General features: G+C 49.0%; 17 protein-coding genes. 5 read left to right on the plus strand and 12 right to left on the minus strand.

The window, feature by feature from the left end; genetic code table 11:
• Positions 1-190: 190 nt before the first annotated feature.
• From KP814_RS28325 to KP814_RS28350, 6 genes are all read right to left on the minus strand, one after another.
• Positions 191-805, minus strand: a complete 615-nt coding sequence (locus KP814_RS28325) for a sulfite oxidase heme-binding subunit YedZ (RefSeq protein ID WP_216739918.1) — start codon at positions 803-805, stop codon at positions 191-193.
• Position 806: 1 nt separating this feature from the next.
• Positions 807-1,817 carry a protein-methionine-sulfoxide reductase catalytic subunit MsrP gene (gene msrP, locus KP814_RS28330; RefSeq protein WP_216739919.1) on the minus strand — a complete coding sequence of 337 codons (1,011 nt, stop codon included), beginning with the start codon at positions 1,815-1,817 and terminating at the stop codon, positions 807-809.
• A gap of 79 nt (positions 1,818-1,896) precedes the next feature.
• Positions 1,897-2,736 carry a CDP-diacylglycerol--serine O-phosphatidyltransferase gene (pssA, locus tag KP814_RS28335; protein WP_216739920.1) on the minus strand — a complete coding sequence of 280 codons (840 nt, stop codon included), beginning with the start codon at positions 2,734-2,736 and terminating at the stop codon, positions 1,897-1,899.
• 118 nt (positions 2,737-2,854) lie between these two features.
• Complete coding sequence (ilvC, locus tag KP814_RS28340) at positions 2,855-3,871, minus strand: ketol-acid reductoisomerase (RefSeq protein ID WP_216739921.1); 1,017 nt, start codon at positions 3,869-3,871, stop codon at positions 2,855-2,857.
• A 40-nt stretch (positions 3,872-3,911) separates the two neighbouring features.
• Positions 3,912-4,403: an acetolactate synthase small subunit gene (gene ilvN / locus KP814_RS28345; RefSeq protein WP_216739944.1), complete on the minus strand. Its 492-nt coding sequence runs from the start codon at positions 4,401-4,403 to the stop codon at positions 3,912-3,914.
• Positions 4,404-4,408: 5 nt separating this feature from the next.
• A complete protein-coding gene (locus KP814_RS28350) occupies positions 4,409-6,124 on the minus strand; it encodes an acetolactate synthase 3 large subunit (protein WP_216739945.1) in 1,716 nt (571 codons plus the stop codon).
• A 449-nt stretch (positions 6,125-6,573) separates the two neighbouring features.
• Here KP814_RS28350 and KP814_RS28355 point away from each other — a divergent pair, with 449 nt between their 5' ends.
• Complete coding sequence (locus KP814_RS28355; RefSeq protein ID WP_216739922.1) at positions 6,574-7,017, plus strand: DUF4124 domain-containing protein; 444 nt, start codon at positions 6,574-6,576, stop codon at positions 7,015-7,017.
• Positions 7,018-7,042: 25 nt separating this feature from the next.
• Here the strand turns inward: KP814_RS28355 and clpB are convergent, their stop codons facing one another.
• The 3 genes from clpB to rluD all read right to left on the minus strand — a co-directional run bounded on the left by clpB (position 7,043) and on the right by rluD (position 11,499).
• Positions 7,043-9,622, minus strand: coding sequence for an ATP-dependent chaperone ClpB (gene clpB / locus KP814_RS28360; protein WP_216739923.1), 2,580 nt, complete (start codon positions 9,620-9,622; stop codon positions 7,043-7,045).
• Between the two features lie 152 nt (positions 9,623-9,774).
• A complete protein-coding gene (gene pgeF, locus KP814_RS28365) occupies positions 9,775-10,539 on the minus strand; it encodes a peptidoglycan editing factor PgeF (protein WP_216739924.1) in 765 nt (254 codons plus the stop codon).
• Positions 10,540-11,499 (minus strand): 23S rRNA pseudouridine(1911/1915/1917) synthase RluD, encoded by a 960-nt coding sequence (gene rluD / locus KP814_RS28370; RefSeq protein WP_216739925.1) that lies wholly within the window; start codon positions 11,497-11,499, stop codon positions 10,540-10,542.
• Between rluD and KP814_RS28375 the strand changes: the two genes are divergently transcribed.
• Positions 11,491-12,456 (plus strand): outer membrane protein assembly factor BamD, encoded by a 966-nt coding sequence (locus tag KP814_RS28375; protein ID WP_253938697.1) that lies wholly within the window; start codon positions 11,491-11,493, stop codon positions 12,454-12,456. The genes rluD and KP814_RS28375 overlap by 9 nt on opposite strands.
• A 68-nt stretch (positions 12,457-12,524) precedes the next feature.
• On the opposite strand, the gene KP814_RS28380 is transcribed toward KP814_RS28375, so the two are convergent.
• On the minus strand, positions 12,525-14,153 hold the full coding sequence (locus KP814_RS28380; RefSeq protein ID WP_216739926.1) for an NAD+ synthase: 1,629 nt from the start codon (positions 14,151-14,153) through the stop codon (positions 12,525-12,527).
• 169 nt (positions 14,154-14,322) lie between these two features.
• Here KP814_RS28380 and KP814_RS28385 point away from each other — a divergent pair, with 169 nt between their 5' ends.
• The 3 genes from KP814_RS28385 (at position 14,323) to KP814_RS28395 (ending at position 17,946) form a co-directional block, all read left to right on the plus strand.
• Positions 14,323-15,912 (plus strand): PAS domain-containing sensor histidine kinase, encoded by a 1,590-nt coding sequence (locus tag KP814_RS28385; protein ID WP_253938698.1) that lies wholly within the window; start codon positions 14,323-14,325, stop codon positions 15,910-15,912.
• Between the two features lie 11 nt (positions 15,913-15,923).
• Positions 15,924-17,282 carry a sigma-54 dependent transcriptional regulator gene (locus tag KP814_RS28390; RefSeq protein ID WP_216739928.1) on the plus strand — a complete coding sequence of 453 codons (1,359 nt, stop codon included), beginning with the start codon at positions 15,924-15,926 and terminating at the stop codon, positions 17,280-17,282.
• 130 nt (positions 17,283-17,412) lie between these two features.
• Entirely contained in the window at positions 17,413-17,946 is a 534-nt protein-coding gene (locus KP814_RS28395; RefSeq protein WP_216739929.1) for a GspH/FimT family pseudopilin, read from the plus strand.
• 46 nt (positions 17,947-17,992) lie between these two features.
• On the opposite strand, the gene KP814_RS28400 is transcribed toward KP814_RS28395, so the two are convergent.
• Together KP814_RS28400 and KP814_RS28405 are read right to left on the minus strand one after the other, a co-directional pair.
• Positions 17,993-18,433 (minus strand): type IV pilin protein, encoded by a 441-nt coding sequence (locus tag KP814_RS28400; protein ID WP_216739930.1) that lies wholly within the window; start codon positions 18,431-18,433, stop codon positions 17,993-17,995.
• 4 nt (positions 18,434-18,437) lie between these two features.
• On the minus strand, positions 18,438-22,940 hold the full coding sequence (locus KP814_RS28405; RefSeq protein ID WP_216739931.1) for a pilus assembly protein: 4,503 nt from the start codon (positions 22,938-22,940) through the stop codon (positions 18,438-18,440).
• Between the last annotated feature and the right edge of the window lie 17 nt (positions 22,941-22,957).

A 22,957-nucleotide genomic window follows, 5' to 3' on the forward strand; every position in this document is an offset into this window, starting at 1 on the left:
CTACACTTTCATTTCTCAGTGTCAACTCCTTTTTAGCGCCGCCGACTCTCTCGAACCAGCTCTTTCCCTCCCCTCCGACCGGCTTCCCCGTCGAAGTGGGGCGCATTATACGCCCCTCCTTTTTCCCGTCAACTCCATTTTTTAACTTTCTTCCAAAAAACTTAAAATCGTATCACTGCATACAAATCAATCAATTAAGCGCAGTTCCTCGCGCTCTGCTGGCGGAGCCAAAGCGGCGATAGGCTGGGCGCATAACGAGAAGCAATGCCAATATAAATGCATACGTAAATGGCTCGGTGTAATCAGCTCTAGCCAGCCAAATAAAATGCACAACCGCGAGAACGCCACTTAGATAAACCAGCTTGTGTAACTTCTTCCAGTTTCTTCCCAATTTACGGACCATGAATTTAGGGGATGTCACAGCAAGCATCACCAAAATCACAAAAGCCACAAAGCCTACCGTTATATAAGGACGTTTAGTTATTTCTTGGACGAAGTTTTGAATGTCCAGCACCAGCAAAAAACCCGCACTAAAGTGCAATGCCGCATAGAACCAGGAATAAAGCCCCAACATTCTTCGAAAGCGAACCAACCAACGCAGCTTTAACCATTGATTTACTGGAGTGACCGCAAGCGTTATCAACAGGAAGTTCAAAGCCCAAAGGCCTGAAAAACGCGTAATCGCTTCACCGGGGTCCGGCCCTAAGTCTCGGGATACGATCCGATAGATCAAATACGCTAGCGGCCCTAGAGACAGTATAAATATTCCCCACCAACGGGCAATGCCCCACTTATCTGCAGCCATATTAGTAATTCTTCCTTAGGTCCAAGCCCGTATAAAGACTCGCAACCTCATCCGCATAGCCATTGAACATTAGGGTATCTATGCGTTTAGGGCCAAAGAGGCCTCCAGGTAAACGCCGCTCACTCTTCTGACTCCAGCGGGGATGATCAACACTGGGATTTACGTTGGCGTAAAAGCCATACTCATTGGGAGCTAAAGCATTCCACGTTGTATACGGCTCATCCCTCATGAACTTAATCCCAACTATCGACTTAATACTTTTAAAGCCGTATTTCCATGGCGTCACCAAGCGTATCGGGGCGCCGTTTTGATTAGGGAGGATTTTGCCGTAAAGACCAACTGCAGCCAGGGTAAGAGGATGCATTGCCTCGTCAATTCTCAACCCTTCTCTATAAGGCCACTCAATGCTGCTGAACAGTGAGCGCTGCCCCGGCATTTGCTCTGGCCTGACCACCGTCTCAAAAGCGACATACTTCGCATTAGAATTAGGCTCAAACTTTTTCAGAATAGTCGCCATGGGTATTCCCACCCAAGGAATCACCATAGACCATGCCTCGACACAGCGCAGACGATACACACGCTCTTCCAGCTGACTTTCTTTGACAAGGTCTTCAAGTTGATAGCTTCCGGGCTTTCCGCATTCGCCATCTACTTTGATAGACCATGGCTGAATATCCAACTGCTCCGCATATCTGGACGGATCAGTTTTATCAGTGCCAAACTCATAAAAGTTGTTGTAGCGAAGAATGTCTTCGTAGGGAGTTTGCTCCTCAGTAGTGCTGAAAGGCCCAGCTTTAATATTTTGAAACTGGGGAGCCACCAACTGTTCCCATGCTTGCCTTGAAGGAGTAACCGCCGCACTCGCAGAACTAGTGCAACCAATGAGTGACCCAGCAGCGGAGCTTGATACTGCCGCAACCGCTACGCCCCTCATAAAGCTACGGCGTGACAGGTAGACTTTTTCGTCGGTTATCTCTGATGAGGGAATGACTGAAGAGGTTTTGATGAGCATTGAAGCGGTCCTTCCAACAAGGTGTAACAACTAAATCATTAATTCACACCAAGGTTAGACCGCTAGGATCAGAAAAAATTCAACTGGTCTGCCGTTTCTTTTTTCTCCAGCGCTGCAGCGCCTGGAATGGACCTGAAACGGTGTACAGCAAAAAGCCGCCCAACAGCACTTGCGCAGGAGCTGTGGCAATGACCGCATAGATCAAGACAACAACCAGTATGGCGACAAAAGGCACTCGTCCTTTGAGGTCGAACTCCTTAAAGCTATAAAACAGAATGTTGCTGACCATCAGCACGCCAGCGCCAGCGACAATCAGCACTGCCCCGTATGACAGCCAAATGGAGTGCTCTAACGTATGCAGCGTCCAAACCGTTCCTGCAACGACCGCCGCAGCAGAGGGGCTAGGCAGACCAACAAAATACTTTTTATCCACTGACCCTATTTGGGTATTAAATCTGGCTAATCGCAATGCTGCGCCAGCCACGTATATAAAAGCAGCAACCCAGCCGATCTTTCCAAGGTCAGACAATGTCCAAGTGAAGGCCACCAGCGCAGGGGCCACACCAAAGGCCACCATATCGGCCAAACTGTCGTATTCAGCGCCAAACGCGCTTTGCGTGTTGGTCAGACGCGCCACTCGCCCGTCCAAGCCATCGAGAATCATACAAATGAATATCGCAATAGCGGCATTCTCAAAGTTTCCATGCATTGCGGCGACAATAGCGTAAAAGCCTGAAAATAAGGATCCTGTAGTAAAAAGATTGGGTAACAGGTATACCCCTCTCCGCCGCACCTTGGCCCCACCGACAACTTCTTCTTCAACGACTTCAGCACCAGCAACCGTTTCATCTTTTTTGCGGGAAGCATCAGCCTTGATGTCAGCAAGCTCGACTTCTTTTTTAGAGTTTGAAGAGGTCATATATCACTCAATAATTTCCAATAGAGCAAACAACTATACATGAGAGCAGGATTAGACAACCAGCCCCAAAAAAAACGCGGCATACGCCGCGTTTTCAGGTCTGTAGCATTATCGCCGATTAGTTTTTGGACTTATCTACGATTTTATTTGATGCAATCCAAGGCATCATGCTACGCAGCTTTTCGCCAACTTGCTCGATAGGGTGAGCTGCATTATTACGACGATAAGCGGTCATTGATGGGTAGTTATGAGCGCCTTCAGCGATGAACATTTTGGCGTATTCGCCATCCTGGATGCGCTTCAGCGCATTGCGCATAGCCGCTCTGGACTGATCATTGATAACCTCAGGACCAGTGACATACTCACCATATTCCGCGTTGTTGGAAATGGAGTAGTTCATGTTGGCGATACCGCCTTCGTACATCAGGTCAACAATAAGCTTCAACTCATGCAGACACTCGAAGTACGCCATCTCTGGCGCATAACCTGCTTCCACCAGCGTTTCGAATCCAGCTTTCACCAGTTCTACGGCGCCACCACACAATACAGCTTGCTCACCAAACAGGTCAGTTTCGGTTTCATCCTTAAAGGTAGTTTCGATGATACCGGTACGACCTCCACCAACACCGCTCGCATAGGAAAGAGCCAAGTCTTTCGCTGAACCTGAAGCATCTTGGAAAATAGCGATCAGATCAGGAATGCCGCCGCCTTTTACGAACTCAGAGCGAACTGTATGCCCTGGAGCCTTGGGTGCGATCATAATGACGTCCAGATCTGCGCGTGGCACGATTTGGTTGTAATGAATACTGAAACCATGAGCAAACGCCAGCGTTGCGCCATTCTTAAGATTCGGCTCGATTTCTGACTTGTATAGTTTCGACTGGAACTCGTCTGGTGTCAGAATCATTACGACATCTGCGCCAGCGACAGCTTCCGCCACTTCCTTAACTGCAAGTCCTGCGTTTTCAGCTTTGGCCCAGGAACCGGAACCCTGACGCAAACCAACGCATACATCAACACCGGAGTCCTTCAGGTTATTAGCATGCGCATGTCCCTGAGAGCCGTAGCCAATAATTGCAACTTTCTTGCCCTGGATGATGGAAAGGTCACAATCTTTATCGTAATAAACTTGCATTTTATTCACCTATTTCTGTGCGCGCTCGCGCCCTTACTCGTTAAACTGATAATGTTTTTTCACCGCGCGCAATACCGGAAACCCCGCTGCGCACGACTTCTAACACGCTGCTCTTCCCAATCGCCTGGATAAAAGCATCTAATTTGTCACTATCTCCGGTTAACTGAACGGTATAGACCGTACTGGACACGTCAACAATCTGTCCCCGGAAGATATCAGCCGTTCTCTTTATTTCGGCCCTTAATGCGCCACTGGCTTTCAGCTTGATCAACATCAGCTCGCGCTCAATATGGGCACCCTCTGTCAGGTCGACCACCTTCACGACTTCCACCAACTTGTTAAGTTGCTTGGTAATCTGCTCAATGACCCGATCAGAGCCAATTGTGGTGACAGTCAGCCTGGAAAGTGTCGGATCCTCTGTTGGAGCCACCGTCAGCGTTTCAATGTTGTAATTCCGTTGCGAAAACAGTCCTACCACTCGGGACAGCGCGCCAGGCTCATTCTCCAATAGCATTGATATGATTCGACGCATGCCGTTTACACCCTCTCCGTTTTGCTTAGCCACATGTCTTTCATTGCGCCACGCGCCACCTGCATCGGGTAAACGTGCTCATGAGGGTCAACATATATATCGACAAACACCAGACGGTCTTTCATTGCGAAAGCTTTTCTTAAACCTTCCTCTAGTTCTTCCGGCTTACGAATGGTAATCCCGACATGCCCATAAGCTTCCGCCAACGCCATGAAGTCCGGCAAAGACTCCATATAGGACTGCGAATGACGCGCCTCGTAATTCATGTCCTGCCACTGACGAACCATTCCCAAGGAGCGGTTGTTCAGGTTGATAATCTTTATCGGAAGATTGAACTGTTTGCAGGTTGAGAGCTCTTGAATATTCATTTGAATACTGCCCTCACCAGTCACGCACACGACCTCTTCTTCAGGAAAGCTAAGCTTGACGCCCATCGCCGCAGGCAAACCGAACCCCATGGTTCCCAGGCCGCCAGAATTAATCCAGCGATTGGGTTTATTGAAGCGGTAATACTGCGCGGTAAACATCTGGTGCTGGCCAACGTCAGTGGTGACATAGGCATTGCCTTCCGTGATCTTGCACAGCATTTCAATTACTTGCTGCGGCTTGAGCATCTCGCTGTCGTCGGTACGATAGCGTCCACCGTGGTAGGCGCGCCATTCATTAATCTGTTTCCACCATGACGATAGCGCTTCTTTATCTGGACGTGAGTTGTCCTCTTTCACAAACGCAATCATATCGCGCAATACAGAAACGGCTGGTCCGACAATAGGAACATCGACCTGAACGGTTTTTGAGATAGACGCAGGGTCGATATCCACATGGATAATCTTGGCGCCAGGACAGAATTTTTCTGTCGCATTGGTGACGCGATCATCAAATCGCGCGCCGACAGCCACAATCAGGTCGCTATGGTGCATAGCCATGTTAGATTCATAGCTACCGTGCATTCCAAGCCAGCCAAGACTATGCTTGTCATCCGCAGGAAATCCGCCAATGCCCATCAAAGTAGTGGTGACGGGAAAATTCAACTGGTGCGACAGATCAACCAACTCTTTTGAGGCATGCCCCAAAACGATACCGCCGCCTGCATATATGATGGGGCGTTTCGCCGCCAACATCATATCTACAGCTTTTCTAATCTGCCCTGCATGCCCACGGGTAGGCGGACTGTATGAGCGCATTTTTACCTTTTTGGGGTATACGTACTCGTACCTCTCGTTAGGCGTAGTCATATCCTTAGGTATATCGACTACAACCGGTCCAGGACGACCAGTAGAGGCCAGATAGAAGGCTTTTTTCAATACGACGGGGATTTCGCTGGGGTCTCTGACGCTCAGGTTATGCTTCACGACAGGACGAGAAACGCCCATCATGTCAGTTTCCTGAAATGCATCTTCGCCAATCAAAGTGGAGGGAACCTGCCCACACAGCACTACCATGGGAATTGAATCCATGTAGGCGGTTGCAATGCCTGTCACAGTATTGGTGGCGCCAGGACCTGAAGTCACCAGAACAACGCCTGGCTTGCCTGTCGCCCGAGCATAGCCATCCGCCATATGAGCGGCCGCTTGCTCATGTCTCACCAGGATATGTTTTACTTTATTTTGGCGAAACAGCGCGTCATATATATGAAGCACCGCACCGCCAGGATATCCGTATATGTATTCGATACCCTCGTCTTGCAGAAAGCGCACGATCATATCGGCGCCGGATAACATTTCTGCCGTCACGTCTTCCTCTCTTAATACGCGCAGAATGCGTCAGCGCGAATTAGGGCTGGTTGCTAATAACTTCCACTCAAATATAGACCCAAAAGGATACATATGGTGGACGCCGCCACACTAGCTGTTTATCGCGAGAGGTTATCTCTTGACTTGCTCACACATGCCTGTTGGGCATTTACTCAAAGACTGCTCCTGGTGTTAGGAGTCTGTGGTCTGCAGATATCGTGTGGTCATGATCGTTCGTAGCTTTGTTGGTTTTGCCGTAAAAGTTACGTCGATGTTCGAGCAATCGACAATTCTGACATCCCATCCGTCTCTGTCAATAGAAAATGCGCAATTCAAGGCTCCCGCGGCTTTACCAACGCTGCGCTTTCATCTATCTTTCCGGTATTATGTACTCTCTGTTGTTTATGAATTTCAGTGGCTTGGAGATCCTTGATTTTATGCGTACAGCCATCTTTTCTATTTTTCTGTTAAGTATCAGCTCTCTGTCCTTTGCAAGCGGCGTGTATAAGTGGACCGATGAGAATGGCGTTATCCACTATTCTGATAAAAAGCCGGATTTTAAAACCAGTGAAGAACTTAACGTTCAAACAGGAACACCAACGAGAGAGCGCCAAGACCTCAACGAGCAATCTCAACAGCTAAGCGACCAGCAGGAACTGGAGAAAATCAAGGCGCAGCAAGCTCAGGAAAACGCTGCTGCCGATGCACAATTGAAAGAAATGTGCAGCCAATTAAAAGAGTACATGCAAACCATGACGAATAGCGCACGCATTCGCGAAAAGCAAGAAGATGGAAGTTTGCGTTATTTAACACCAGAAGAAATACTGGAAAAGCGTAAAAGCACGCAGAAAAGAATTGACGAGAGATGCGGAGAGCAATAAGCGCTCCGCATTTAATTCCGTATTTTTACTTTTGACTGAAGACTAGTTTTCCACCTTTTACTTCTACCGCAATCGCATCCCCACGCTGAAACTCACCATTAAGAATGGATTGTGCTAATGGGTTTTCTACTCGCTGCTGTATCGCCCGTTTCAGCGGGCGGGCTCCATATATAGGATCAAAGCCAACTTCCGCCAGCGTCGCCATAGCTTCGGCGCTCAGCTCAACTTTAAGGTCCTGCTCTTGCAAGCGGCGATTCAAGATTTCCAGCTGTATCAGGGCAATGCCGCGAATCTGTTCAGCGGTCAACGGATGGAAGACGACCACTTCGTCGATTCGGTTAATGAACTCTGGACGGAAATGCCTGCCAACCACTTCCAACACAGCATCTTTTATTTCTTCGTAGTTTTCATCTTGTCCGCCCATCGCCTGAATCAGGTCAGACCCCAGATTAGAAGTCATAACAATGACTGTATTGCGAAAGTCTACGGTACGCCCTTGTCCATCCGTCAGGCGACCATCTTCCAGCACTTGCAGAAGAATATTGAATACGTCAGGGTGCGCCTTTTCCACTTCATCCAAAAGCAAGACAGAGTATGGTTTACGCCTGACAGCTTCCGTCAGGTACCCTCCCTCTTCATAGCCCACATAGCCAGGAGGAGCGCCAATTAATCTAGCGACGGAATGCTTCTCCATAAATTCCGACATATCGATGCGCACCATCGCTTCTTCAGTGTCAAACAAGAAGCTCGCCAGGGACTTGCAAAGCTCTGTTTTACCGACTCCTGTCGGCCCCAAAAACAGGAATGAACCGTTCGGGCGATTAGGATCGCTAAGGCCTGCTCTTGAGCGACGCACCGCATTGGCGACCGCAACGACAGCCTCGTCTTGCCCGATAACGCGCTGATGCAATGCTTCTTCCATGCGCAACAGTTTCTCACGCTCGCCCTCAAGCATTTTGGCGACAGGAATACCGGTCCATTTGGAGACTATTTCGGCAATTTCCTCTTCAGAAACCTTATTGCGTAGCAAGCGCATTTCCAGCATTTCGGCTTGGCTCGCCATATCCAGCTGCTTCTCCAGTTCAGGAATCCGCCCATATTGAAGCTCCGACATTCTAGTCAGGTCGCCCTGTCTGCGGGCATTTTCCAAGTCCACTCGGGCTTGCTCCAGCTGGCTCTTGATTTGTTGTGTACCTTGCAGCGCTGCTTTTTCAGAACTCCATACCTCTTCAAGGTCCGCAAATTCCTTTTCCATCTCATCAATTTGCGTATTCAGCTCATCCACACTTTTTTTGGATGCGGCATCTTTCTCTTTTTTCAGCGCTTCTCTCTGCATCTTCAACTGAATCAAGCGGCGTTCCAATCTATCCAGCGGCTCGGGTTTGGAATCTATCTCCATCCGGATCTGACTGGCGGCTTCGTCGACCAAATCTATAGCTTTGTCAGGCAGCTGACGATCTGCAATGTAGCGATGCGACAACTTCGCCGCAGCGATAATGGCGCTGTCAGTGATTTCGACGCCATGGTGCACCTCATAGCGTTCCTTCAAGCCGCGTAATATCGCGATGGTGTCCTCAACATTCGGCTCATCAACCAACACTTTCTGAAAGCGACGCTCCAAAGCAGCATCCTTTTCAATGAACTCCCGGTATTCATCCAATGTAGTGGCTCCAACACAATGCAGCTCGCCGCGGGCCAAAGCAGGCTTTAACATATTGCCCGCATCCATCGCGCCCTCCGCCTTACCCGCGCCAACCATGGTATGGAGCTCATCAATGAATAAGATAATCTGCCCTTCTTGCTTCGCAAGCTCGTTAAGCACCCCCTTCAGGCGCTCCTCAAACTCGCCGCGAAATTTGGCCCCCGCTATCAAAGCCCCCATATCCAGAGCCAGTACACGCTTATTTTTCAGCCCTTCAGGGACTTCACCGTTCACGATACGCTGCGCAAGCCCTTCGACAATTGCGGTTTTACCCACGCCGGGTTCACCGATTAGAACAGGGTTATTTTTGCGGCGGCGCTGCAATACCTGAATCGTTCTGCGGATTTCATCGTCCCTGCCAATAACAGGGTCCAATTTGCCTTCCGTCGCACGGGCGGTAAGGTCGATAGTGAAGCGATCAAGCGCCTGACGGCTCTCTTCCGCACCTTGGTCTTGTACTTTTTCACCGCCACGCATAGTTTCTATCGCCCTCTCCAAACTTTGTTTATCAGCGCCGCACTCTTTTAGCAGCCTTCCTACGACACCCCGGTCGTCTATCGCCGCCAGAAGCACCAACTCACTGGAAATAAACTGATCGCTACGTTTCTGCGCCAGCTTGTCCGCCAGATTCAACAGCCGCCCTAAGTCGTTGGATAAATGAACATCCGCGTCAGAGCCCTGGACTTGTGGCAGCTTATCCAGTTCCTGCGCCAACATGGATTTAAAGCGAACCACGTCAACACCGGCCTGCTGTAGCAGCGGCGCCGTGGAGCCTCCAGACTGGTTCAACAGTGATTGAAACAGGTGTACAGGCTCTATGAAGTTATGATCTTTACCCAAGGCAAGCGACTGGGCTTCTGATATCGCCATCTGTAGACGGCTGGTGAATTTATCAAATCGCATCTGCATTACCCCAAAATTTCGATGTTATCCGCGTGCACTATGACGCGGTTTCAATTACCGAAAATGTGGGGCCAAGCTCTAAAAGCTTCAAGGCTGTGCGCTAAGAAGAGAAAGAAAGTGAGCGGGATATTGACCTATCTCAAGCCTTAATCCTAAGAAGAAGAGTCGAGCCAAATAACTGACGCCATGCGTCCCGTTACGCCATCTCTGCGATAGGAGAAAAACCTGCCTGAATCCGTATAGGTGCAATAGTCGCCGCCAAAGATTTGTGCAACTCCAAGTCTATGCAACCTAAGCCGAGCCAGAGCGTATAAGTCCGCATGCCATTTACCAGCGTTAGACGATGAAGGGATAAAGCAAGTTGCAGACTCTGGTTCTTGTGCGACAAAAGCATCCATCACCTCCTGGCCGACTTCGAAAGCCGCCTGACTGATCGCAGGACCTAGCCAAACCAGCAATTCAGTCCGGTTACTAAAGCATTTGGCTGTATTTTCCAACACCCCAGCGGCCAGCCCCCGCCATCCCGCGTGAGCCGCAGCCACTGCAGAGCCGTCAGCAGCCGCGAATAGAACGGGAAGACAGTCCGCTGTCAGAATGCAACATGCCTGCTGCGACTGAACAGTAAACGCAGCATCCGCAGTAAGTGGCTGGGGAGACCCGATACTATTCAACACGGCCACATCGAGGCCATGCACCTGCTCTAGCCAATGAAAGCGGTCAGCAGGCAACTTCGCCTCCGCCGCTAGAAGACGCCTGTTAGTATCGACTGCATTTGCATCGTCCCCAACATGACCGCCAAGGTTCATGCTGGCGAACTCCCGCTGACTGACTCCGCCCGCTCTCGTCGTGACCAGCGCTCGGACATTGGCAGGAACTGGCCAATCAGGTTGAATCAACTGCAGTCCAGCGGCATCCATCTATGCAGCATCCTCTTCTTCCATATCCAAGCGGTTTAACAGGCCTTTCATATCCTCCGGCAAATCCACCTCCCAACTCAGCACCTCGCCAGTTGTTGGGTGCGATAGCTCAAGCGCTTTCGCATGCAAGGCCTGCCTGCCAAAAGAGCGTAGATATTCGATGGTTTCCGACGCCAGTCCTTTCGGAAGACGTGGGCGTCCCCCATACAGCGGGTCGCCTAATATAGCGTGGTTAACATGCGCCATATGCACTCGAATTTGATGCGTTCGCCCGGTTTCCAGTTTCAACCTCAAATGGGTGAAACCCCGCCAGCGTCGCATCAGCCTGTAATGAGTCACCGCGTCTTTCCCCCCACGGGTCACCGCCATCTTCTGGCGACTCTGCGGATGCCTGCCAATCGCCGCGTCAACCATCCCTCCGCCAGTTAACTCGCCGTATACGACAGCCTCATACTCCCTTCCCATTTCTCTTGCCTGCAGCTGTTCAACGAGAGAACTGTGCGCAACAAGCGTTTTCGCAATGACCATCAAACCTGTCGTATCTTTGTCCAGCCGATGCACAATGCCGGCGCGGGGGAGTTCCGCCAATGCAGGACAGTGATGTAAGACTGCGTTAACCACCGTTCCGTCGCTATGGCCCGCAGCAGGATGAACGACGAAGTCCGCTTGCTTATTAATAACCAGGAGGTGCTCGTCTTCGAAAACGATATCCAACGCAATTGGCTGCGCTTCCCAGTCACCTTGCGCTTCCAATTCAACATCCAGCTCAATCTGGTCGCCTTCAATTACCTTTTCTTTAGGTTTAACCTGCTTTCCATTGACGCGCAGGGCTCCCTGCTTAATCCAGCTTTGTATCCTGGACCTTGAATATTCAGGCATTAGCTCGCTTGCAGCCATATCCAACCGCTGCTCGCCAAGCTCAGCGGGAACAATCAATGACTGTTGTATGCGATGACTCATAAATTAAATCCGTCGGCTGTGGGGTGTTGTCAAAACTATGGTTGTGGAATAATGGCGCGCCAATATTCACGAAAGCCTTGCTGCGCAAGACTGCTCTATTCCATGAAATTAGTGAAGTTTAATTCAAATATGCATCGTATTCGCGCCCTTTTTGCCATGCTGGCCTTCCTTCTACTGACAGCATGCGCCTCCGCCCCACCAAAAGTGTTGAGTGAAAAGGAATACTACGACAAGGCAAAATCCGCTTTGGACTCAGGCAACTTTTTGGAAGCAGCGCGCCATTTGGAAGACCTGGAGACTTACCATCCATTCGGGCGCTATGCAGAGCAAGCTCAGCTGGATTTGATATACGCCCACTATAATTCTCTGAATCCAGAAAGAGCGGAGTCTGCGGCAGAGCGGTTTATCCGCCTTCACCCTGAGAGCCCTCATGTAGATTATGCCTACTACATCAAAGGGTTGGCCGCCTATTATGCAGATTTGGGCTTAGGCCCAAGATTTCTCCCCATCGACGTTAATTCCCGTGACCCAGGGCGCGCGAAAGAGGCCTTCAGAGACTTCTCCACCCTTGTCACCAACTTCCCAGACAGTCCCTATGCGGCTGACGCGGAAAAGCGCATGCTGGCGATAAAAGAACGCTTGGCCCAGTATGAAATGCATGTCGCACGTTATTACATTCGTCGCCAGGCTTACGTTGCAGCAGTAGCCCGCGCTCAATACGTCGTCGAGAATTATCCTGAGACGCCTGTCGTACCAGAAGCCTTATCTTTAATGGTAGAGCTTTACAGGTATCTGGGTATGCAGCGTCACGCCGATGACGCCTTAGTGTTGCTCGCCACCAGTTATCCAGATTACAAATCTTTCGACGCCAACATGCGCTTCAATGGCTCTGAGTTCAAAGAAGAAGATCGCAACATCAGCAGCGTCTTCGATTTTGACTTTGGTCTTGGCGACTAAGCCCTGGTTCATATGCAGAAAAGGCCGCATCAGCGGCCTTTTCTTTTTTTGTCTCCAAGAAAACTAACTCATTCCCCCAGCTTCCAGCCAGAAGTTATCGGGTAACGACGATCCCGTCCAAAGCCACGCATAGTGATTCTTGCTCCTACAGGAGCTTGGCGACGCTTATATTCGTTGATGTCCACCAAACGCACCACTCGGTAAACCGTCTCCTTATCAAAGCCTTTCGCAACAATACCGTCAGCACTAATGTCATGCTCAACATATAAGGACAATATTTCATCCAGAATTTCGTAGGGAGGTAAGCTGTCTTCATCTTTCTGATCTGGAGCCAGCTCAGCCGATGGAGGGCGCGTGATAACCCTTTCCGGAATAACTGGAGACAAGGTATTACGGTACCAGGCAAGGCGAAACACCATGGTTTTAAATACATCCTTCAGGACGTCATAGCCCCCCGCCATATCGCCATACAGCGTCGCATAGCCCACAGCCATTTCGCTTTTATTACCCGTGGTCAACACCAGTGCGCCAGTCTTATTCGAAATCCCCATCAGAATAACACCACGGATTCGCGCTTGGATATTCTCTTCCGTCGTATCGCGATCCAAACCGGCAAACAAAGGGTTTAACGCTCCCATAAACTGATCATAGATAGGCTCAATGGGAACTACATCATACTGAACGCCCAGCGCCTTCGCTTCCGCTTCTGCGTCCTCCAGACTCATCTGGGAGGTGTAGCGGAAAGGCATCATCACCGCTCTCACTCTATCAGCGCCAATCGCATCAACAGCAACCGCCAAGGTAACAGCCGAGTCAATGCCGCCAGACAAACCAATCACGACCGATTTGAACCGGTTTTTGTTCACATAATCCCTTACCCCGGTCACCAACGCTTTATAGATGCTCTCCTCTACTGTCATAGTGGACGCAGAATCGGCGACCTGCCGGCTTTCGCCGTGAATGACGTCATTTAACTCAAGCAGAAAAATCCCTTCCTCAAATTGAGGGGCGCTGAAACAGACTCTTCCATGACGATCAACCGCGAACGAGCCGCCGTCAAAAATAAGTTCATCCTGACCGCCGATCATATTCACATACAGGATCGGGACGCTATTGGTCACTGCGCGAGACTGAACAAGCGTGCGCCTTTGTTGGTGCTTAGCCATATCGTAGGGAGATGCATTGATATTGACGATAAAGTCAGCGCCTGCTGCAGCTGTCGCAGCGATAGGGGCTTCTTCCCACACATCTTCACAGATCGAAATGCCCAGATTGAAGCCTCGCCAAGGCAGAACCACAGTTTCAGAGCCCGGCTCAAAGTATCGTTTCTCGTCAAACACCTGATAATTTGGCAAACATTTCTTACGATACTTCGCCTTAATTTCGCCACCATCAATAAAGGCGGCGCAATTGAACAACTTGCCCTGCTCCCTCCAAGGAAAGCCAATAACCAGAGCAACATCCTTCACCGAATCCAGAATCCGCTCCAAGGCTTTCTCGACTCTGACTTGCAAACTAGCCCTCAGCAACAGATCTTCGGGCGGATAGCCGGTCAAAGTTAACTCGGGAAATATCACCAAGTCGGCGTTATATTTTGTCTTCGCCGTCTCAACGGCCTCTATGACTTTATCTACGTTGCCGGGTATATCCCCGACCAAACAGTCGATCTGTGCGAAAGCGACTTTAAGCTGCGTCATTCTGGTTACCATCTGTCACACAAACATTGGGAAAGTTTGCATTATACTGTTTTCATTAAAATTCTGAGCACTATACCGAAATAATTCCAATGCCGGACACTTCTCCGTCAACATCGAATTAAATAGACAGCTCACTTCTTCAAGGATAGTTTTGTTGCAGGCTCCGCGCATGTCTGATTTAAGCACCGATGTAGAACAAACCACCAACCGGCTATTCCGGGTTTATAACCACTATAGGGTGACGGTGGGCATCATTCTGGTGAGCGCCTTATATCTACAAAACCCATCCAGCGTCAGCCAATACCTATCGCCGTTTTACTTTGAAGTCTCTGTCATATGCTATCTGGCGATTCACGTATTTACGGGCTTTTTACTCTTAGCAGGGTTCCGTCCCGAAATACGCCACGCCATGGTGTCGGTTGTTTTAGAACTCCTCCTGATCTCAGCAATGCTCTTATTCGGGACCGGCGTTTCAAGCGGCCTGGGAAATATGGTGGTCATCAGCGTCGCCGCCGGCAATATAATTTTACGAGGACAGTTAGGGACGCTGCTGGCGGCCATTGCCAGTCTGGGTGTTGTCTCCCAGGAAATATACCGAATGGTCGCACAATACAGTGACGTGGATAACGTATTCCGGGCAGGCATTTTAGGTGTCGTGTACTTCGCCACCGCCTTGCTCGTTAAAAACCTGTCGATACGCATCGCAACTACTGAAAACCTTGCGCGTAAGCGTGCGCAAAACATTCTGGAGCTTGAGCGCCTCAACCATCAGATCATACAAAGAATGCTAACCGGCATTATCGTCGCGGATGAGAACGGCGGTGTAAGAATGGCCAATCAGGCTGCACAGAGTTTGCTTAACGTCGATGAAACCCATGAGTTAACCTCACTACCCGAGGACTTGCTGCTCCGATTACAGGAATGGCAGGAAGATCCAAGTAAGAAAACCACCCCTTTTCGAGGCTCCGCGATCAGAGCGCCAATACAAGCCAATTTCGCTATATTGCAAAAAGAAGAAGGTCAGGACATCCTCATTTTTCTCGAAGATACAGGCAAAATCGCGCAACAGGCCCAGCAACTCAAATTAGCCTCACTGGGCAGATTAACTGCGGGCATAGCTCATGAAATCAGGAATCCGCTAGGGGCCGCCAGCCACGCCGCGCAGTTGTTATTGGAGTCACACGAGTTAACGCCGCCCGATAAACAAATGGCGGAGATAATTTTACGACATGCCACCCGCATGAACGGCATCATCGAAAACGTGCTAAGCCTGTCACGCAGGAAAATCAGCTCACCACAAATGCTAACCCTCATTCCCTGGCTCACGGACTTTGTATGCGACTACACTGCCGCCGGCACCCGTGACGCAGAAATTGAGATATTGCCCTTAAAAGACGACATCCATGGCCGCTTTGACCCCAATCACCTCAATCAGATCCTCAATAATCTCGTGGGCAACGGCTTGCGCTACAGCAAGCTGGAAAGCGCGCGTTCCTGGGTTAAGCTAGTCGTGGGTGAAATTGAAGAGACAGGGCAAGCTTTTATTGACGTAATAGATATTGGTCCGGGCATCAAAGAGGAGCAATTAAATCATCTATTTGAGCCTTTTTTCACAACTGACCCCAAAGGGACAGGCTTGGGTTTATACTTATCCAAAGAGCTATGTGAAGCTAATCAAGCGCAATTAGACTATCTCACAAGACAGGAAGGGGGCGGCTGCTTCCGCATCACCTTTCCCCATCCGAAACGAGCTATATAGAACAATCAGTTATGATAAAGAAAGTACTCATCGTTGACGACGAACCCGATATTCGCGCGTTACTGGAAATCACTTTAAGCCGCATGCAAATAGAAACACGGGCGGCTGAAAATATTACGCAAGCCAAGCAATTATTGAGCGAAGAGAGCTTCAGTCTCGTACTGACCGATATGAATATGCCGGATGGCAATGGCATCGACCTTGTCGCCCACATCCAAAAGCAGTCGTCCAATACGCCTGTAGCAGTGATTACAGCTTATGGCAGTATAGATACGGCCATTTCCGCACTAAAAGCCGGCGCCTTTGATTTTGTCTCTAAACCTGTAGATCTTGCTCGTCTGCGCGAGCTGGTTAACAGTGCATTAAAACTTCCAAAAAGTGACACCCCAAAAGCAGCCCCTCAAGTAACCCAACTGCTCGGCGAATCATCCACCATGGATAAACTTCGCGGACAAATCAGAAAGCTCGCACGCAGCCAGGCGCCGATTTATATCAGCGGCGAGTCGGGTAGCGGAAAGGAAATGGTGGCCAAATCGATCCATGAGCAAGGGCCGCGAAGCGAAGGCCCCTTTGTGCCAGTCAACTGTGGCGCTATACCCAGTGAGTTAATGGAAAGTGAATTTTTCGGTCATAAGAAAGGGGCATTTACTGGCGCAGTTGAAAATAAAGTAGGGTTATTCCAGGCGGCGAATGGCGGGACGCTTTTTCTTGATGAAGTTGCTGACTTGCCTTTAACCATGCAAGTAAAACTACTGCGAGCGATTCAGGAAAAAGCTGTTCGTCCTGTTGGCGAACAAAAGGAGATTCCTATCGATGTACGCATATTGTCCGCTACTCATAAAGATTTGCACAATGAAGTAGATGAAGGCCGGTTCCGCCAAGACCTTTTTTATCGAATAAATGTCATCGAGCTGAGAGTCCCAAGCTTGCGTCAGCGAAAAGAAGACATTCCGCTTCTCGCCAATCATTTCCTAAAACAACTGGCGGATGAATGCGAAATTCCTAACGCCTCAATTAGCAAAGCGGCGATGCAGAAACTGGAGGCTTATTATTTTCCAGGTAACGTTCGCGAACTCGAAAATATTATGGAGCGCGCCTTTACCCTGTGCGAAGACGATGTCATTAACGAAGAGGACATCCACCTGCCTAAAACAGATACGGAAGGCTCTTCAACAGACGCCATGGAGCTGGATGTGCCGGAGTTCGACGAGAACAAGGTCAACCTTGAACACTTTCTCGAAAACATTGAGAAGCAAGCTATTGAGAAGGCGCTTGAAGAAACACGATGGAATAAAACAGCTGCCGCTAAGAAGCTGGGCATTAGCTTTCGCGCCCTACGCTACCGCCTGAAGAAACTGGGGATGGAGTGATCCATCTCCCACGCTATAACTAACCGGGCAAAATCCAGCCTCACTGATCAAACACTAGCCAAAGGCTCAAAAATCTGCATAATACGCCTTCCGATTGGAATCGGTTTAACCACACAGAAGGAACTGAATTATGCACCGCAAGGGATTTACCCTCATTGAGCTTTTGGCTGTTCTCGCCATTATTGGCATAGTCGCTGGCATCGGCTATCCGCAACTCCTCCAATTTATTCAGAACCAAAAAGCGATTACTGCAACTAACCAGTTATTGGGTGTCATAAACTTTACCCGCAATACGGCCGTAAGCTCCAAGCAAGAAGTGACTCTCTGCCCTTCTCCTGACGCTAGAAGCTGTGACGATAACTGGAATAATCCACTCTATGTATTTATTGACGCAAATGACAATAAAGAGATAGATAGCGAGACCGTGTTGCTTAAATACGAGCCGTCTGCCGACTATCAATTAATATGGAGGAGCTGGGGCGGGAATTCGTTTATACGGTTTCAGCCAACCGGATTAACGTATAGACAAAATGGAACATTGGCTTTATGCCACAAAAGCAAAAACACGGCTCTGGCCAGAGGAATAGTCATAAATCGCGGAGGACGGGCAAGAATTTCCAGGGAACTTACTCCAGAGCAGCTTGAATCCTTCAAGTGCAAGTAAAGCAAACGAAGGCGCAACTGCGCCTTCGTTCCGAGTGGGGCAAGAGCTATCTCCAGCAGTCGTCTTCACCAACAGCAGCAGTCCTCACTCCGGTCGAAGTTAGCTGCAGATTGCCGCACCGGTCTCCAACCATCGCTCCTATCGGTTGGGCCTGAATAGTAAAGCTATTCGTCGTAGAGGAGGTAATCCTCAAATTATAATATTTGGTCCCGCCATCCAGAGGCGCCTGGGAAGGATAGAGCGCCGGTAACGGCGCTCCAGTATTCTTCTTACCTTCCGCTGCACCGCCATAGGTAAACCCTTCGCTATAAAAGCGCTCAAGGGCTGAGGAAAGCCCGATGAGGGCTCCCTGCGCATCAGCTCTTCGCGATTTAGCTACGGACTCCTGATAGCTCGGGTATGCAAAAGCTGCAATGATTCCAATGATTGCTATCACTATAAGCAGCTCAATCAGAGAAAATCCCTCGTTGTTCAGTTTTATCTGCATACCTTTACTCCACTAGCTCTCGCCATCCAAGACGCCCTTCTCTTTCAGAACCTTTGCCGAAGTCGACCAAGTCTTTCACTATCTCGCCGCCTTCAGTAATACCGTAACAGAAGTTACCAAGGCACACGGGCTTGTTAGGTTGAGGGTCACGAGGGTCAACAATAATTGGCGGCCCCTTGCCAACAGAAATCGGATCAGTGCCATTAATCACTCCATCGCTATTTATATCAAGAGTTGGTGAATCAGGCGGAAGCCCATCCACAATGGGTAGCACCATTAGCCAACTGCGCCCAACGCTCTGACATCCATCGCCCGATCCATCCAGCGGCACCAGCGTACTGAAGACAGCCAGACCTCCGCGAATATAGACCTTATCAATAACTCTTTCGCCGTCTTCACCGTCTATATTGGAGCCATCAGGGTTTTTAGCATCCAGGTCCATATACCAGCCGTGATAGGGATCAGCCCATGGATCAGTCACTGTGCTAGAAGTAAGTCTCTTCCAATATTTTTTCCCATCAATCTCAACGACCTCCTGAGTTAGTTTGCGACTAGCCAAGTCGCTACGGACCATACTGTCCTTTCCATGATCCCATACCGCATAGAACGTTTGAACGTCTGTAATGCTGGGATCCTCAGTAGTTAAATACCGTCCTGTACCAAACACCACTACTACATTAGGCGCAGCTCCCGAGTTGTCGGTTGGGTGGAACGTCAAATTTGGAGCCCCAGTAATCGGCTGGATCTTGCCTGTACTGTCTTTCGCTGTAAACAGAGGCTTCGGCGTAGTACCCGACTTGTAAGCCACCTTCCATGAGCCTTCATTCGAAGCAGAAACATCAAACGCCCACATATTGCCACGTGTGTCACCGGCATATACGCGATCAGCTACTCTATCACCGTCCAAATCAGCAACGGCGACGCCACCGAGACCTCCCGACAACGAACCAGTCCCATCATCAATCTCTATCTCTACATAGTCGTCGCCAACCGTCCAAGTACCATCTGCGCCATCTTCGATAAATAAAATCATCAACTTAGTTGAGTCATCTGTTGTTGATGCATCGCTGCCGGCATTGTAACCATTTCCAAATATCAAGGCCCATTTGCCATTGTTCATCATGGCCACGACAGGAGGCGATGTGATATACCCCAAATCAGAGTCGTCCTTGTCCGTAAACTCCCACATCACAATGTCGTCGGCTTTGGCGGCAGTGAAGTTGGCTGGATTCGTCACGTCTAGAGCGAAAAGCCCCTTACCTCCACCGCGCAAACCACCAACTAGTACCGTACGCCATGAGCGTGAGCTACCACCTGCGGGATCAATCCATACATCCGCCGCGATAGGAGTTAAGTCAACATAACTCTTGTGACCGTAATCAGGGTCCGCCAAGTAATGCAAACCAGAATATGCAGCATCAGAAAAGACTTTCGCCGGGATATAGGCCAAGACTTCCTCACCAGCACCACTTCCTGACTCTTTCCCATTAAAGCCATGCAGCATGCCATCGTTTGCGCCGACATAGACAGCAGGAGTTCTCGAAGTCGCCGCGAAAGTCGAATAGGGGTCCACCGTCGAAGACGCTGGAGCTCCTGGAGCCACGCCGAAAGGAGCTTTGTCAGGATAACCTTGAGACGGCGCACCTACGTATACAGGCGTTGAGCTAATAATATCTCCAAGTCGACTCGACCTGTCTCGCAATGATTTACCTTCGTTTGTCGTGTCGCCTCGAATAAAGTCCACTAGAGGCTTGGCCAACGCCCTTTTCTGACTTTCATCCAGACCAGTTAAGTCCTTGCCGTATAGCAAATCAGCTTTCTGAGCCTTAGTCAGGTTTGACCAGCTAGTGTCAGTGTCCGCGCTGAAAACCACTCCCCCTATATGCCCATCGCTTCCGCCGCTATTCGCTCCCTTATCGTTATCGTAAGTCAGAATCAATCTTGAGGTATAACTTCTAGAGTCCAAGTCCGTCTTTGCGGTCCATGCATTGCCGAGTACGTCCCCTGTTTTGGGATCAAGCCGAACAGCCTTCAAGTCACCTTCCCAAGTCGCCGAGCTGAAGGTTGCAGCAAATACTACACTGTCTGTTTGCAGCGAGGAGGTATTGAAAGTTACCCCAGACGAGGCTCCCGTCTTTTTCAATATCGACTTCACGGCATTGCCAATTGCGTCCCCTAAAGCGGACGGGCGATCTGCGGAGAAGATCTCACCCCGCCCATTCACCGCTGCATGGTATAGGTCATCAACTTGGCTCTCATTATCGATCTTACCATCGACTACCCAAGATGGCGGATGGGCATAGGCGTCCTTCACTGTCATATATTTACCGCCACCGCCAGGGAAGTCCTGACCAAACACATATTTTCCGAGGCTTCCGAGACCGACTGTGTAAGTATTCATGTGCAAATTCTTGTTACAGTCTTCAGGCGAGGGCACACCTGCCTTAACGGCATTACAAGCCTCTGTATCAATAGGCACTTGGCCAGCCTTCATACTGGTATTCAGATTCTCCTTATAATATTTCATTGCAACATCAGCCAAAGTATTCGACTGAGGATCCTTATCAGCGTATGGGACTCCTTCAGCAGTATCGACATCGCCAATACCTGAAATCTCTCCGTTATTAAATCCGTCAGTAAATAGAAGCGCAAAGTTCTTCTGGCAAGCGCCCTGAATAATATTGGGAGTATTTATATATTGGCTACCTGCGTGATTCAATGCTGTTCTCAGAGGCGTAGATCCACTACCAACATCGTTATAAAGATCCTTCAGAAACTTATTAACGCCCGCAGACTGGTCCATTTCATTCATAGCAACAGTTGGAGGAGAACCGCTTGCCGCATCGTTAATAGTAAACATACCTGTCCGTATACCATTAACACTCTGGAAGGCTTTGCCAATAGCGCCCCGAGTCGCTTGGTGTCTACGGCGGTAAAAGGAAAACCAATTAGCGAAGTTTTGCTTTTCTTGAAGAACAGTAACCCCTGTCCTGGCAGTACTACCATTGTTAAAGGTATCTGAGTCTGCACCTGTAATTTTATATTGCTGTAAGCAAGAACCATCAGGAGCAAGTGCAACGACATTGTCTGAAAACACAAAGCTTTTGGGGGAAGAGAGATAGTCATCATAATGGGAATAAGCAGCATCTGTTCCGCAGTTCCGCTCCACATAACTTCCACTTGTATATGCAACCTTACCAGAGGGGACTATACTATCTTCTGTTGTGACAAATATTTGATCTATATACCCACCATCTTCGCGATGCCTTATTCTTAACGTCGCTGGAGATGATAAAGTAATGGAGCCAAATTCCTCCCAGTCCCATGCATATGAGTTTGAATGACTATTGTACCATTTATTCCAGTGTTCACCGCCACTTGAGTACCAATTTCCTGAGTTAGTTGGCATAGAAAACTCGGTATTCGTATGCCCTATCATATTAATCCAGAATGAATCATCGTTACTCGATGGAAACCAGCGACGAACCCATATCTTAATCTTACCTGTCAAAGTAATATTAACAGACACCTCACCGTCGGAAGACGACGGAATACTGTTACTAGAGTTGTCACTTCCACCTTGATTTCTAGTTCCGACAAACTCGCCCTTGGATGCATCCGCCGCAATGTCAGAGTAATTATACAACCGACCCAAACTATTTAAATCCGCTCCTTTTTTAAAAATAGTTCCAGATGAATAATTATCTTCAGCCTCAAATATCTGACTATTTGATGTAGTTATAGCAGCGTCAGTGTAGTATCTATATGTACTCGTTGAGTTCTTGAGATAATACGTTCCAGGATAATATGTATAGTGCTTATCGTTAGTAGTACTGCAATTGTCAAATGTAGACATTTCACAAGGCATATTACTACGACCGATATAAAACCCCCACCCAGTACCGCTCGTACTAGTATTAAAATCAGAGAATAAAGAAATCGTCCTTGAGGGAATAAGGGGATCGTAACGTGTTGCAGTAACACTAGCATTAGGTATACTGCTTATCTTTCCTTCAAATGGAGAGTCTAGCTCACCGTATAGTGGCCAAGGAGTATAAGTTTCATTAGGATCATAATATGCTTTGTTATATTCTGAACTACGAGCAAAAGCATACGCTTTAATAGGAGGTATTTCTTTCCAACCTGTAAGCAGCATCCCACCACTACTCGCCTGTGTTGAGGCATAATAGTTTGTACTGGACCCGTTTGGAAACAGATATCCATATGAAACAGCTCCATATGTATTAACTACTCCACTACTTGAAAAGCGGCCATCTGTCCCGAGATATAATAATCCTCCAGGAGTATCAAACATGGTTTCCCAGTCCATACTTCCTGAGTCGTCAACAATAACCATCAGGTTACTTTTCAAACCGCCTGATAGATAAAGCGGCTCATCAGCCAAACTCTTTAAGCCTGGGGTATAGCCAGCCGAGTATGAGTAAACTGGCGCAACCAGCCAAAAGCCAGCGGCAAGCCAAAAACTTTTCTTGATATACTTTTTCATACCAATCCCTCCAATAA

Origin of the sequence: Hahella sp. HN01, assembly GCF_018986435.1 — a bacterium.
Classification (GTDB): Bacteria; Pseudomonadota; Gammaproteobacteria; order Pseudomonadales; family Oleiphilaceae; genus Hahella.

Bases quoted from the DNA above. Each gene is read 5' to 3' on its own strand.
- rluD (WP_216739925.1), bottom strand. From the start codon at position 11,499: ATGAGTCATCGCATACAACAGTCATTGATTGTTCCCGCTGAGCTTGGC.
- KP814_RS28405 (WP_216739931.1), bottom strand. From the start codon at position 22,940: ATGAAAAAGTATATCAAGAAAAGTTTTTGGCTTGCCGCTGGCTTTTGG.
- KP814_RS28350 (WP_216739945.1), bottom strand. From the start codon at position 6,124: ATGTTATCCGGCGCCGATATGATCGTGCGCTTTCTGCAAGACGAGGGT.
- KP814_RS28390 (WP_216739928.1), top strand. From the start codon at position 15,924: ATGATAAAGAAAGTACTCATCGTTGACGACGAACCCGATATTCGCGCG.
- pgeF (WP_216739924.1), bottom strand. From the start codon at position 10,539: ATGGATGCCGCTGGACTGCAGTTGATTCAACCTGATTGGCCAGTTCCT.
- KP814_RS28375 (WP_253938697.1), top strand. From the start codon at position 11,491: ATGACTCATAAATTAAATCCGTCGGCTGTGGGGTGTTGTCAAAACTAT.
- ilvC (WP_216739921.1), bottom strand. From the start codon at position 3,871: ATGCAAGTTTATTACGATAAAGATTGTGACCTTTCCATCATCCAGGGC.
- KP814_RS28380 (WP_216739926.1), bottom strand. From the start codon at position 14,153: ATGACGCAGCTTAAAGTCGCTTTCGCACAGATCGACTGTTTGGTCGGG.
- KP814_RS28395 (WP_216739929.1), top strand. From the start codon at position 17,413: ATGCACCGCAAGGGATTTACCCTCATTGAGCTTTTGGCTGTTCTCGCC.
- clpB (WP_216739923.1), bottom strand. From the start codon at position 9,622: ATGCGATTTGATAAATTCACCAGCCGTCTACAGATGGCGATATCAGAA.
- KP814_RS28400 (WP_216739930.1), bottom strand. From the start codon at position 18,433: ATGCAGATAAAACTGAACAACGAGGGATTTTCTCTGATTGAGCTGCTT.
- pssA (WP_216739920.1), bottom strand. From the start codon at position 2,736: ATGACCTCTTCAAACTCTAAAAAAGAAGTCGAGCTTGCTGACATCAAG.
- KP814_RS28325 (WP_216739918.1), bottom strand. From the start codon at position 805: ATGGCTGCAGATAAGTGGGGCATTGCCCGTTGGTGGGGAATATTTATA.
- msrP (WP_216739919.1), bottom strand. From the start codon at position 1,817: ATGCTCATCAAAACCTCTTCAGTCATTCCCTCATCAGAGATAACCGAC.
- KP814_RS28385 (WP_253938698.1), top strand. From the start codon at position 14,323: ATGTCTGATTTAAGCACCGATGTAGAACAAACCACCAACCGGCTATTC.
- KP814_RS28355 (WP_216739922.1), top strand. From the start codon at position 6,574: ATGCGTACAGCCATCTTTTCTATTTTTCTGTTAAGTATCAGCTCTCTG.
- ilvN (WP_216739944.1), bottom strand. From the start codon at position 4,403: ATGCGTCGAATCATATCAATGCTATTGGAGAATGAGCCTGGCGCGCTG.